Origin of the sequence: Pseudomonas sp. Leaf58, from assembly GCF_003627215.1 — a bacterium.
Taxonomy (GTDB): domain Bacteria; phylum Pseudomonadota; class Gammaproteobacteria; order Pseudomonadales; family Pseudomonadaceae; genus Aquipseudomonas.
In genome coordinates this window covers 4,543,399-4,555,987 of sequence record NZ_CP032677.1, presented here as the reverse complement: position 1 = coordinate 4,555,987, position 12,589 = coordinate 4,543,399, and the positions used below count along the sequence as shown (strand labels likewise).

Below are 12,589 nucleotides of genomic sequence, written 5' to 3'. Positions count from 1 at the left end.
TGCCGGCGATAGGGCCGGTGCAGGCCTACTTGCGGGCTTTCAGGATGACGAACTTGGGCGTAGCCGCTACCTGCTCCACCCCCCGGAACAACCGCGCCAGCTTGCTGTGATAGCCCAGGTGCCGGTTGCCCACGATATACAGCGCCCCGCCCACCACCAACGCCTCGCGCGCCTGCTGGAACATGCGCCAGGCGAGGAAATCGCCCACCACCTGCTGCTGGTGGAACGGCGGATTGCACAGCACCACATCCAGCGACTGTTTTTCTACCCCTGCCAAGCCGTCGGCCGCCTCGAAGGCCGCTGACCGATCGCCCAGCGCAGCCTGCCAGTTCTCCCGCGCCGACTGCACCGCCATGTACGACTCGTCGACCAGCGTGTACTGGGCATCCGGGTTGCTCAGTGCACTGGCTATGGCCAGTACACCATTGCCGCAACCTAGGTCGGCCACCCGTGCATGGCCCAGGTCACGGGGTAGGTGCGGCAGAAACGCCCGGGTGCCGATGTCCAGGCCTTCACGGCAGAACACGTTGGCGTGGTTGAGCAACTCCAGCGCCGGTGCGTCCAGGCGGTAGCGGCTAGGGTAGGGCGAGCGTGCTGCCGGGCGCTCGGCCACCGTTGCGGTCAGCAGCCGGGCTTTTTTTTGCGCCAGCGAAGCCTGCACCGGGCCGATGTACTTTTCCAGCAGATCACCGGCGGCCCGTGGCAGGTGCTTGATCATCGCCCCGGCGATCACCTGTGCACCCGGCGCCAAATGGCCCTGCAGGCGGATCAGTTGCTCTTCGAGCAGGGCCAGGGTCTTTGGCACCCGCACCAACACCCGATCGAACGGGCCTTGCCAGTGCTCGCTGGCCGGTACGAACGGCACGCTGTCGAACGGCATGCCGTTGCGTGCCAGGTTTTTTTCCAGGGCCTGGTGCGCCAGGTGCGAATCACCGCTGCTGACTACCTGCAACTGGCCCGCCAGGCTGGCCGCCAAGGCGCCAAAACTGTCGTTGAGCACCAGCACCCGGCAGTCTGCGGCAGGTGCCTGTTCGTGCAACTGGGCAATCAGGTACTCGTCGGCGGCATCGAAAGCCTGCAGCGGGTCGTTGGCCTGCTCCGGCTGGCGGATCAGGTCGAGTTCGGCGTAGGGGGTGGTCAACAGGGGCATGGCGTCTGGCTCGGGTACGAATCTGCCCGTTGCGGTTCGCCACGGGCTTTGCCGGGCGATTCTACAGGGCTTTGCCCAAGGTCGCAGGTTTGCCGGTCAGATCCAGCCACGCAGAGCGGCGATGGCGATGGCGCCGGCCTTGTTGGCGGCGTTGGTCTTGGTGATGACGCTGCGGATGTGGAAATTCACCGTGCTTTGCGACAGTGACAGGATGCAGGCCACGTCGGCGGCAGTCTTGCCGGCGGCCGACCATTTCAGCACTTCCAGTTCCCGCTCGCTCATTTTCGGCTGCGGGGGGCACAGCGCACTCAGGTGATATTCGCCAAGCACCGCGTGCAGGGTGTGGCAAAGCCACTGCACATTGCCGGCCTTGTCGTAGAGTTCGACGATGTCGATTTTGCCTTTGGGCCTGGCCACGCTGATCTGGCTCTCGTTGTGCTGCAGGTCGTGCAGTGACTGCGTCCAGCCATGGCGCAGGCCGTGCTGGCAGGCGGCTTGACGAAACAGCGGGGCCTCGCGATACAGTTCTTCGGTCCACAGTACTGGCATGGTCGAGCTGTGACTGACGTTCGCTGCCGGGTCCAGCTTGTAGAAATCATCGCGCTGACAGCATTCGATCCACTCGTTCGGGTAGTTGCTGTAGAGGTAGCGGCGGGGTGTTTGCGTGGCGATCTGGATGCGCAGGTTCAGGCCCAGGTATTCCATGCCCAGATCCCGCGCCAGGTGCACCGCGATGTCGAATAACCTCCGTGGGCTGCGTTCATTGACGAACGCATAGAGATGTTCGGGTTTCCATTGCAACATCTGTAACACTCCTAGGGACTCGGGATCCAATCCGTTTGAGTACCCGACTCATTGTAGGAAAAGACCTACTATGGCGTTGGGATTTTTTTGTTATAGCGCTCAGGATTTTCTGCGACTTTGGCGAGATCGCCGCAGCTGAGGCCCTACAAAGCAGTGGTTTTTATCCGGGCCAGTTTGCGCGACACTGTGCGCACGCCAAACCTGGAGCCCGATATGACCGCTAGCGCCGAAAAGTTCACCCGTCAGACCCTGCTCGATGTTCAGCCATTGACGCCGAACCTCTTCAGCCTGCGGGTTACGCGCGATGCAGGGTTCCGCTTCCGTTCCGGCCAGTTTGCCCGCCTGGGCGTGACCAAGGCGGACGGCAGCGTTGTATGGCGCGCCTATTCGATGGTCAGCGCACCCCATGACGAGCACCTCGATTTCTTCTCCATCGTGGTGCCGGGGGGCGAATTCACTAGCGAACTGAGCCGGCTAGGCGCAGGCGATAGCTTGCTGATCGACCGCCAGGCTTTCGGTTTCCTCACCCTCGACCGTTTCGTCGGTGGCCGCGACCTGTGGTTGCTGGCGACCGGGACTGGCATTGCGCCGTTCATGTCGATATTGCAGGACTTTGAAGCCTGGGAGCGTTTCAACAGCATCAAGCTGGTGTACTCGGTGCGTGAAGCGAAGGAGCTGGCCTATGTGGATGAAATCGCTGGGCTGGAGCAGCGCGATTACCTGGCCGAATTCGCCGGCAAGTTGCAGTTCATTCCGGTGGTGACCCGCGAGCAGCACCCGGGGGCGTTGAATCAGCGCATTACCACGTTGATCGAGAATGGCGGGCTGGAGAAGGCCGCGGGGTTGGAGCTATCGCCGGAGCATTCGCGGGTGATGCTGTGTGGCAACCCGGAGATGATCGACGAGACGCGCAAGGTGCTGAAGGCGCGTGACTTGCAATTGAGCCTGAGCAAGCGACCGGGGCAGGTGGCGGTGGAAAACTACTGGTGAAGGCAAGCGGCGGCAAGCTTCAAGCTTAAGCTTTAAGCTGCAAGAAAAAGCAGATGGGTGAGAGGGCTGCTTTTTCTTGAAGCTTGAAGCTTGCCACTTAAAGCCTCAAGGCAACCGATTCTGGTTCTGCGTCTTGAGCAAATCGCGAATCTCGGTCAGCAAGGTCTCTTCAGCCGACGGCACCGGCGGTGCAGTCGGCGCCACGGCCTCTTCACGCTTGAGCTGGTTGATCGCCTTCACGCCCATGAAAATGGCAAACGCCACGATCACGAAGTCGATCACGGTCTGGATGAACTTACCGTAAGCCAGCACCACCGCTGGCGCGTCACCTTCGGCAGCCTTGAGGGTAATGGCCAGGTCGCTGAAGTCCACACCACCAATAAGCAAGCCCAGTGGCGGCATGACCACGTCGCCGACGAAGGACGAGACGATCTTGCCGAAGGCCGCGCCGATGATGATACCAACCGCCATGTCGACGACATTGCCTTTGACCGCGAAGGCCTTGAACTCACTGATCATGCCCATGTTTAGTTCCTTGTAACAAAAGGTAAGGTTAACGCAGTGTAAGCCACTAAAACGCTTCATGCGTTGTGCTCAGCGCTACTGACTACGGTTAGAACGAATAGTTTTGTCGCATCCCGAAGCGTTCGAGACACGTCTTGCTCGGCTATCATGGCGGTTTTTTCCAGGAGACCCCCACCCATGGCCAAGGCCAAGCGCTTGTATGGCTGCACCGAGTGCGGCGCGACCTTCCCCAAATGGGCCGGCCAATGCGGCGAGTGCGGGGCCTGGAACACCCTGGTCGAAACCATGATCGAAAGCGGCGGCGCCGCTGCGCCGAGTAGCGGCCGTGCCGGCTGGACCGGGCAGCAGGCGCAGATCAAGACCCTGGCCGAAGTCAGCGTCGAGGAGATCCCGCGCTTCACTACCAGCAGCACCGAACTGGACCGCGTGCTGGGCGGTGGCCTGGTAGATGGCTCGGTGGTGCTGATTGGCGGCGACCCTGGCATCGGCAAGTCGACTATCCTCCTGCAAACCCTGTGCAACATTGCCGTGGGCATGCCGGCGTTGTATGTCACCGGTGAAGAGTCGCAGCAACAGGTGGCCATGCGTTCGCGGCGCTTGGGCCTGCCTCAGGACCAGCTCAAGGTGATGACCGAAACCTGCATCGAGACCATCATCGCCACGGCGCGTGTGGAAAAGCCGCGGGTGATGGTGATCGATTCGATCCAGACCATTTTCACCGAGCAGCTGCAATCGGCGCCCGGCGGCGTCGCCCAGGTACGCGAAAGCACGGCGTTGCTGGTGCGCTACGCCAAGCAGAGCGGCACGGCGATTTTCCTGGTGGGCCACGTGACCAAGGAAGGCTCGCTGGCCGGCCCGCGGGTACTGGAGCATATGGTCGACACCGTGCTGTATTTCGAAGGCGAGTCCGATGGCCGCCTGCGCCTGCTGCGGGCGGTGAAGAACCGCTTTGGTGCGGTCAACGAGCTGGGCGTGTTCGGCATGACCGACCGCGGCCTGAAAGAGGTGTCCAACCCCTCGGCGATCTTCCTCAACCGCACCCAGGAAGAAGTGCCGGGCAGCGTGGTGATGGCGACTTGGGAAGGCACCCGGCCAATGCTGGTGGAGGTGCAGGCCCTGGTCGATGACAGCCACTTGGCCAATCCGCGCCGGGTAACCCTAGGCTTGGACCAGAACCGTCTGGCGATGTTGCTGGCAGTGCTGCACCGCCACGGCGGTATTCCTACCCATGATCAGGACGTGTTCCTTAACGTGGTAGGCGGGGTGAAGGTGCTGGAGACGGCCTCGGACCTGGCGTTGCTGGCGGCAGTGATGTCCAGCCTGCGTAACCGACCATTGGCCCATGGCTTGCTGGTGTTCGGCGAAATCGGCCTGTCGGGCGAGGTGCGGCCGGTGCCCAGTGGCCAGGAGCGCTTGAAGGAAGCGGCAAAGCACGGCTTCAAGCGCGCCATCGTGCCTAAGGGCAATGCGCCTAAAGAGCCGCCAGCAGGTTTGCAGGTGATTGCCGTTACCCGGCTGGAACAGGCCCTGGATGCTTTGTTCGAGTAATTGTTAGCCTGTACCGGCCTCTTTGCGGGTGCTGCACAGGCCTCAAGGCTGTCCCAAAACCCTGTGGGGAGCGGGTTTACCCGCGAAAGGGCCGGCACAGGCAAATGAAAAAGGGGCCGACGATGCGCATCGGCCCCCCACCTCACCGCTCAGTCAGCGGTCAATGCTCGGCCACCGGCGTGCGCCTGACCGTTTCATTGCCATGCTCGTCCAGCTCCAGCATCGGCACTTCATTGCCCTCGGCATCGAACAACTTGCCATCCTTGAAGTAGTCGCCATCACGCAGTGCGGAAATGTCCGAATACTGGATGGTGCGCTCGTACGCGGCGGCAAACACCGATTGGTTTTCCGAGTTGCCAGTGGTGAAGTGGTTGAAGATCAGGTTCAGCAGGATGGCCATGATTGCCGCCGAGCTGATGCCCGAGTGGAAGATGGTTTCGAACCAGTTCGGGAAGTGGTGGTAGAAGGTCGGCGCGGCAATCGGGATCATGCCGAAGCCCAGCGAGGCCGCAACAATGATCAGGTTGACGTTGTTCTTGTAGCTGACCTTGGACAGGGTGCGGATACCGCTGGCCGCCACGGTGCCGAACAGCACGATGCCCGCGCCACCCAGTACCGGGGTTGGGACTGCGGCAATCACCCGGCCCATGATCGGCAGCAGGCCGAGTACCACCAGGATCACGCCGCCGGTGGCTACCACGTAGCGGCTCTTGACCCCGGTCACCGCCACCAGGCCGACGTTCTGGGCGAACGCGCTCTGGGTAAACGAGCCGAAGATTGGCGCCAGGATGCTCGATGCCATGTCGGCGCGCAGGCCGTTGCCCAGGCGCTTGGAGTCGACCTTGGTGTCGATGATCTCACCTACGGCGAGGATATCGGCCGAAGTTTCCACCAAGGTCACCATGATCACGATGCACATCGACAGGATCGCGGCGATGTGGAATTCCGGCATACCGAAGTGGAACGGCGTAGGGAAGGCGAACATCGGGCCTTGGCTGACCTTGCTGAAGTCGGCCATGCCCATTGCCCAGGCGATCAGGGTGCCGACCACCATCGCCAGCAGGATCGACAGGCGCGAGATGGTCGCGCTGCCCAGCTTGCTCAGCAGCAGCACGATGGCAAAGGTCAGCCCCGCCAGGCCGATATTGGCCACGCTGCCGAACTCAGGCGAAGCGCTGTTGCCGCCCATTACCCAGCGGGCGGCCACCGGCATCAAGGTCAGGCCGATGGTGGTGATGACGATGCCGGTCACCAGCGGTGGGAAGAACTTGGTGATGCGCGAGAACACCGGGGTGATCAAGAAGCCGATCAACGAGGCCGCCATGACGGCGCCAAGCACGCCCGGCAGGCCGCCGCCACCCTCGCTGCTGAGGATCGCCCCCATGGTCGCCACACCGGCGAACGACACGCCCTGCACCAGCGGCAACTGGCAGCCGAAGAACGGCAGGCCGAGGGTCTGCAGCAACGTGGCCAGGCCACCGGCAAACAACGAAGCGGCGATCAGCATGCCAATCTCGGCACCGTTCAGGCCTGCGGCCTGCCCCAGAATCAGGGGTACCGCGACAATCCCCCCGTACATGGTCAGCACATGCTGCAGACCATAGGCCAGGTTGGCCCCAAGCCCGAGGTTTTCATCCTCGGGGCGCTTGGCGGGAGACGTGCTAGGGGACGTAGTCATGGAGCAGGCTCTCTGTTTATTTTTGTGTTGCTACTGTAGACACTTCCTACAAATGATTGCCACAAGAATTGTATACAATATTTTGATCGGAGCGCGTACAGCCGCGACTGCATTGGTTGCAACAACCCAATGCAGAAGGCGTACCAACTTGTCAGAAGCTGTGCTAGAGGGGTGTGTACAAAACGCCGCTACCCAGGTTTAAAGCTGTCTGGGTAGACAAGAAACACCAGGTGGGAAAGCTATTAGCTAGCTAAGAGATTTCATTATTCGATCAGTTCGCGCAGCTCTCGCATCATTTCGGTGCTGTCGGCCAGGTTCAGTTCCACAAGACGGTGCAAATGGCTCATCGAATCGATGTCGATGTACAGGCAGATGAAGCCCAGGCGGTCCTGTTCTTCATGGCGCAGCTCGACCTGCATCTGTACCTCGGTCACTTCGTCGTTGAACAGGATGTACGCTTCGAAATCCTGGGTCAGGTCGGCGTCCCAGGGTTGGGGGCATTCAACCAGCAGCCCTTTGAGGGACAGATCGAGCAGTTTCACCTCCCAGCAGCGTTCGCCTTGGCACAGTTTGGTCGGGGCGTCGAACTGGATACGCTGGAAACGGCGGCGTTCGTCGTGATCGCTCATGGGATAGATCCTCGGATAGGTCCTAAAGGTGACAACCTGACTATAGTTAGAGTGTTGTGTGCATCAGGTACCGCAATCTGGCCGCAGAGGCTCTAGACCAAAGCAAGTGTGGCAATGCGCGATGACTCGCCCTAGACTCGATGGGCGGTCTTTTCCAATCCACCAGCTGGAAGCAAACCATGAACAACAATAATAGCCTGCTACGCCACATTCCGTGGCTGGCGCTGGCAGTCATAGGCGCCTGCGCGCTGGGTGTGGTTGCCCTGCGTCGCGGCGAGGCGATCAACGCCTTGTGGATCGTGGTCGCGGCAGTGGCCATCTACTTGGTCGCCTACCGTTACTACAGCCTGTTCATCGCCACCAAGGTGATGCAACTCGACCCGCGCCGTGCCACCCCGGCGGTGCTCAACAACGACGGCCTGGACTACGTCCCGACCAACAAACACATCCTTTTCGGTCACCACTTCGCCGCCATCGCTGGCGCCGGCCCCTTGGTCGGTCCGGTACTTGCCGCGCAAATGGGCTACCTGCCCGGTACGCTGTGGCTGATCGCCGGCGTGGTACTGGCCGGTGCGGTGCAGGACTTCATGGTCTTGTTCCTGTCCACCCGCCGCAATGGCCGCTCGCTGGGCGACATGGTGCGCGAGGAGATGGGCCGTATTCCGGGTACCATCGCCTTGTTCGGTTGCTTCCTGATCATGATCATCATCCTCGCGGTGCTGGCGCTGATCGTGGTCAAGGCCCTGGCCGAGAGCCCATGGGGCATGTTCACGGTGATGGCGACCATCCCGATCGCGATGTTCATGGGCATTTACATGCGCTACATCCGCCCGGGCCGCATCGGCGAAATCTCGGTCATCGGCGTGGTGCTGCTGCTGGCCTCGATCTGGCTCGGGGGGCAAATTGCTGCGGATCCGGTATGGGGCCCGGCGTTCACCTTCACTGGCGTGCAGATCACCTGGATGCTGGTGGGCTATGGCTTCGTCGCCGCCGTGCTGCCGGTATGGCTGGTACTGGCGCCGCGTGACTACCTGTCGACCTTCCTCAAGATCGGCACCATCGTCGGCCTGGCCATTGGTATTCTGATCATCGCGCCCGAGCTGAAAATGCCGGCGCTGACCCAGTTCACCGACGGCACCGGCCCGGTGTGGAAGGGCACCCTGTTCCCGTTCCTGTTCATCACCATTGCCTGCGGTGCGGTGTCTGGCTTCCACGCGCTGATCTCCTCGGGCACCACGCCCAAGCTGCTGGACAACGAAACCAACGCCCGTTATATCGGTTACGGCGGCATGCTGATGGAATCGTTCGTCGCCATCATGGCCATGGTCGCCGCCTCGGTGATCGAGCCGGGCGTGTACTTCGCCATGAACAGCCCGGCCGCGGTGGTCGGTGCCGACGTCGCGTCGGTGGCGCAGACGGTCAGTAGCTGGGGCTTCCTGATCACTCCTGAGCAGCTGGAGGCAGTGGCTCGCGACATCGGCGAGCACACCGTACTGGCCCGTGCCGGTGGTGCGCCGACGTTGGCAGTGGGTATCGCGCAGATCCTGCACCAGGTACTGCCAGGTGAGAACACCATGGCCTTCTGGTACCACTTCGCGATCTTGTTCGAGGCGCTGTTCATCCTTACCGCAGTAGACGCCGGTACCCGTGCTGGGCGCTTCATGCTGCAAGACCTGCTGGGCAGCTTCGTGCCGGCGCTCAAACGCACCGAATCGTGGGGCGCCAACCTGCTCGCCACCGCCGGTTGCGTGGCAATGTGGGGGTATCTGCTGTACCAAGGCGTGATCGACCCGCTGGGTGGCATCAACACCTTGTGGCCGCTGTTCGGTATCTCCAACCAGATGCTGGCGGGTATCGCCCTGATGCTCGGCACCGTGGTGCTGATCAAGATGAAGCGTCAGCGCTACGTCTGGGTAACCCTGGTACCGGCTGTGTGGCTGCTGATCTGCACCACCGCTGCCGGCCTGATCAAGCTGTTCGACCCGAACCCGGCAGTGGGCTTCCTGGCCTTGGCCAAGAAATACAGCACTGCGCTGGACGCCGGCCAGGTACTGGCACCGGCCAAGGACATCGGCCAGATGCAGCACGTTATCTACAACGCGTACACCAACGCGGGGCTGACCATTCTGTTCCTTCTGGTGGTGTTCAGCATCCTGTTCTTCGCCCTCAAGGTCGGCTACGCCGCCTGGGGCCGCAAGGAACGCACCGACAAAGAAACGCCGTTCCAGGCGTTGCCTGACGCGTAAACGAGAGGACTGCAGCCATGTTCAACGACCTGGGTCGACTGGGTAAATACCTGGGGCAGGCAGCCCGCCTGATGGTCGGCATGCCCGACTACGACAACTATGTCGAGCACATGCAGAACAAGCACCCGGACAAGCCGGTCATGACGTACGAGGAGTTTTTCCGCGAACGTCAGGAAGCGCGTTATGGCGGCAAGTCTGGGCCCAAGTGCTGTTAAGCCTTAAGCGTTAACCTGTCCCGGCCTCATCGCCGGCAAGCCAGCGCCCACAGGTACTCCACAGGCCTCAAGGTTTGTGCAGTACCTGTGGGCGCTGGCTTGCCGGTGATGAGGCCAATGTTTTTCCCGCACAGGAGATGTACTACGTGCAGACGCCTATTCCCGTAACCGTACTCACCGGCTTCCTCGGTGCCGGCAAGACCACTTTGCTCAAGCACATGCTCAAGGCAGAGCACGGCCTGAAAATCGCCGTGATCGAAAACGAATTCAGTGAGGCCGCAATCGACAGCCAGCTGCTTGGCGATGAGCCGGTGCAGGTCATGACCCTGGCCAACGGCTGCGTGTGTTGCACCATCCATGGCGACTTGACCCGCGCGTTGTACCTGCTGCTCGAACGTCAGGATGCTGGTGAAATCGCCTTCGACCGCTTGGTGATCGAATGCACCGGCCTGGCCGACCCGGCACCCGTTGCGCAAACCTTCTTCATGGATGAGGAGCTGCGCGATCGCTATATCCTCGACGGCATCATCACCCTGGTCGATGCTGCCCACGCCGAGCTGCACCTGACCCAAACCATCGCCCAGGCCCAGGTCGGTTTTGCCGATCGCCTGCTGCTGAGCAAGACCGACCTGGTCGAACCGGCTGCGGTAGAGGCCTTGAGCGAGCGCCTGTCCCGCATCAATGGCCGAGCCGCGATCCGCGTGGTCGAGCATGGCCGCATCGACCTGGCTGAACTGCTGGACGTACGCGGTTTCAACCTCAACCCCGACCTTGGCGCGCACCTCAAGCCGAGCTTGCGGCCAGTGCTCAAGCCCGCTACCCCCGACCGTATCTCCACCTTGGTGCTGCGCACGGAAGCCGCGCTGGACATCGACCGCCTCAGCGACTTCATGAACCAACTGCTGGAAACCCACGGTAAGCAGCTGTTGCGCTACAAGGGCGTGCTGAACATAGCCGGTGAGGCGCGCAAGCTGGTGTTCCAGGGCGTGCTCAAGCTCTATGGCTTTGATTGGGACGCGGAGTGGGCCGAGGGTGAAACCCGCGAAAGCGTGATGGTATTCATTGCCGATGAACTGCCCGAAGCTACTATTCGGGCTGGGTTCGAGGCGCTGGCTGCGGGCTGAGCCGGCGCGGCGTTTGGGGCGCGAACCACTGCGGCCATGAGCTGCGGTGGCGTGTCTGCACCTCGATGCACGGGATCAGGCGCTCGCTCAGCACCGCCGTTTGCTGCACGGCCTTGGCGGTGCGGTACTTGACGCTGTGAATGCACTCGCGGTCGCCGAACTCGCAGCGGTTCAGCGCGGTACCGCCGCAGGGGCCGTTGGCCAGGCCTTTGGGGCAGGTTTCCGGGCAGATGTACAGGGTGTCTTCCAGGCGGCAGCGGCCGCAAGTGTCGCAGCCTACCAACGGCTGCTTCACCGCACGCTCTACCTTGTGCAGCACTTGGGCGCCAAGGCGTGTGGCCCACAGAGGCTGACGCACGGCCCAGCCAAAGGCCTTGCTCAAGCCGTTGCGGCGGCTGAACACCAGCGCATGCATGCCGTGCATCAGGTGATAGCGTGCTTTTTCTTTGAGCGAGGCGTCGACCCGTGACTCGCCCAGGCGCCAGCCCGCCTGCGGCGGATGGAAGCTCACTGCCGGCAAGCCGGGCATCTGCCAACTGGCGTGCCAGGCTGGCGCCCATTGTTCCAGGCTGTGAATTTGCTCTTGCCAGTGCTCGATGCGTGCTTCCAGGGCCAGCAGTTGCTTCAGTTGGTGAACCCCCGACAGGTGCACCCCGGCATAGCCCATCAGCTTGACGCCGATGATCTGCAAGGCCAGGCGGTCGACGCTGCGCGTTTGGGCAAACGCTTTGGACTGCGCCGCTTCCGCTTCGAGCATGTCGCGCATGGAGGGCGTTACGGTCACCCCGGCCACGTGGTCGAGCATTGCCGCGCGCCCGTGGGTGAGGCTCATGAGGCAGGCCAGCATCGGCTTGGGCGTGGCCTGGCGGCTCATCCAGTGCATGGCTTCCTGGTGTTTGCTGGCATCGAAGCCTAATTGCAGGGTGAGGAAGTCGGCGCCCGCCGCCAGCTTTTTCTCGGCCTTGAAGTACTGGGCGCCGCCTTCCTCCTCACAGTATTTGAACGGGTTGAGTGCAGCGCCGAGTAGCCAGTGCGGGCAGGCTTGGCGGGCGATCTGCAGGGCGGCGACCGACTCCAGGTAGCGTACCGGGCGCTGCCCGGGTTGGTGGCCGGGCAGGCGGTCGCCGGTGAGCAGCAGCAACTGGTCGAGGCCGGCAGCGTCCATGCGTTGCAGTTGGGCGAGCAGGTGGTGGCGTTCGCGGTCCTTGCCGGAAAAATGCGGCAGGGCGGGTACCGGCTTATTGAACGAGGCGAGCGCGTCCAGCGGTGACATGTCCAGCGGGCTGCCGACGCGGTCGCCGATGGCCACGGTCATCGGCCAGCCGCACAGGTGCGCACGGGCCAGAATTGCGTCCATGGCGGCGAAGCGTTCTGCGGAGGGCTTGGGGACGAACTCCATGACGCAGACGAAGGTTTGTTCGCGCAGCGCGGTTTTCAGCAGGCTCATGGGGCCGGGTACCTGGTGTGGACAGGGTGGCATTGTGCGGCAGAAGACGGGTGGGGTCATGTCCGGATGCGCAGGCTGGTGCTCTGAATGAGACATATGTGTTGCCAGTTCCGGCCCGCGAACAGGCCGGAACAGCTGGTACGAACCCCTGATCATGAAAAAACATTAAGTTCATCTTAAATTTAATGAGTTTGTCTCAAGATGCTGTGGCCCGGACAATTCCCTCATTCATT

Annotated in this window: 11 protein-coding genes; 5 read left to right on the top strand and 6 right to left on the bottom strand. The window is 62.0% G+C overall.

The annotated features are described in order from the left end of the window. Window positions 1-25: 25 nt before the first annotated feature. Window positions 26-1,150, bottom strand: coding sequence for a methyltransferase (locus tag DV532_RS21225; RefSeq protein WP_056801607.1), 1,125 nt, complete (start codon window positions 1,148-1,150; stop codon window positions 26-28). A gap of 96 nt (window positions 1,151-1,246) precedes the next feature. Further along, window positions 1,247-1,954 carry an autoinducer binding domain-containing protein gene (locus DV532_RS21220; RefSeq protein ID WP_056801609.1) on the bottom strand — a complete coding sequence of 236 codons (708 nt, stop codon included), beginning with the start codon at window positions 1,952-1,954 and terminating at the stop codon, window positions 1,247-1,249. Between the two features lie 213 nt (window positions 1,955-2,167). Between DV532_RS21220 and DV532_RS21215 the strand changes: the two genes are divergently transcribed. Beyond that, the gene (locus DV532_RS21215) at window positions 2,168-2,944 is read left to right on the top strand and encodes a ferredoxin--NADP reductase (RefSeq protein WP_056801611.1); all 777 of its coding nucleotides are present in this window, start codon (window positions 2,168-2,170) and stop codon (window positions 2,942-2,944) included. A gap of 105 nt (window positions 2,945-3,049) precedes the next feature. Here the strand turns inward: DV532_RS21215 and mscL are convergent, their stop codons facing one another. Further along, window positions 3,050-3,469: a large-conductance mechanosensitive channel protein MscL gene (gene mscL, locus DV532_RS21210; protein ID WP_056801613.1), complete on the bottom strand. Its 420-nt coding sequence runs from the start codon at window positions 3,467-3,469 to the stop codon at window positions 3,050-3,052. Window positions 3,470-3,646: 177 nt separating this feature from the next. Here mscL and radA point away from each other — a divergent pair, with 177 nt between their 5' ends. After that, the gene (radA, locus tag DV532_RS21205; protein ID WP_012274175.1) at window positions 3,647-5,017 is read left to right on the top strand and encodes a DNA repair protein RadA; all 1,371 of its coding nucleotides are present in this window, start codon (window positions 3,647-3,649) and stop codon (window positions 5,015-5,017) included. 160 nt (window positions 5,018-5,177) lie between these two features. Here the strand turns inward: radA and DV532_RS21200 are convergent, their stop codons facing one another. Both DV532_RS21200 and DV532_RS21195 read right to left on the bottom strand, forming a co-directional pair. Next, window positions 5,178-6,695 (bottom strand): nucleobase:cation symporter-2 family protein, encoded by a 1,518-nt coding sequence (locus DV532_RS21200; RefSeq protein WP_056801615.1) that lies wholly within the window; start codon window positions 6,693-6,695, stop codon window positions 5,178-5,180. 263 nt (window positions 6,696-6,958) lie between these two features. After that, entirely contained in the window at window positions 6,959-7,324 is a 366-nt protein-coding gene (locus DV532_RS21195) for a PilZ domain-containing protein (protein ID WP_056801617.1), read from the bottom strand. Window positions 7,325-7,503: 179 nt separating this feature from the next. Between DV532_RS21195 and DV532_RS21190 the strand changes: the two genes are divergently transcribed. From DV532_RS21190 to yjiA, 3 genes are all read left to right on the top strand, one after another. Continuing rightward, window positions 7,504-9,570, top strand: a complete 2,067-nt coding sequence (locus tag DV532_RS21190; protein ID WP_056801620.1) for a carbon starvation CstA family protein — start codon at window positions 7,504-7,506, stop codon at window positions 9,568-9,570. 17 nt (window positions 9,571-9,587) lie between these two features. Then, window positions 9,588-9,785 carry a YbdD/YjiX family protein gene (locus DV532_RS21185; protein WP_056801622.1) on the top strand — a complete coding sequence of 66 codons (198 nt, stop codon included), beginning with the start codon at window positions 9,588-9,590 and terminating at the stop codon, window positions 9,783-9,785. Between the two features lie 146 nt (window positions 9,786-9,931). Further along, window positions 9,932-10,909, top strand: coding sequence for a GTPase (gene yjiA / locus DV532_RS21180; RefSeq protein ID WP_056802242.1), 978 nt, complete (start codon window positions 9,932-9,934; stop codon window positions 10,907-10,909). Here the strand turns inward: yjiA and DV532_RS21175 are convergent. Further along, window positions 10,872-12,356 carry a methylenetetrahydrofolate reductase C-terminal domain-containing protein gene (locus DV532_RS21175; RefSeq protein ID WP_056801624.1) on the bottom strand — a complete coding sequence of 495 codons (1,485 nt, stop codon included), beginning with the start codon at window positions 12,354-12,356 and terminating at the stop codon, window positions 10,872-10,874. The genes yjiA and DV532_RS21175 overlap by 38 nt on opposite strands. Window positions 12,357-12,589: the final 233 nt, after the last annotated feature.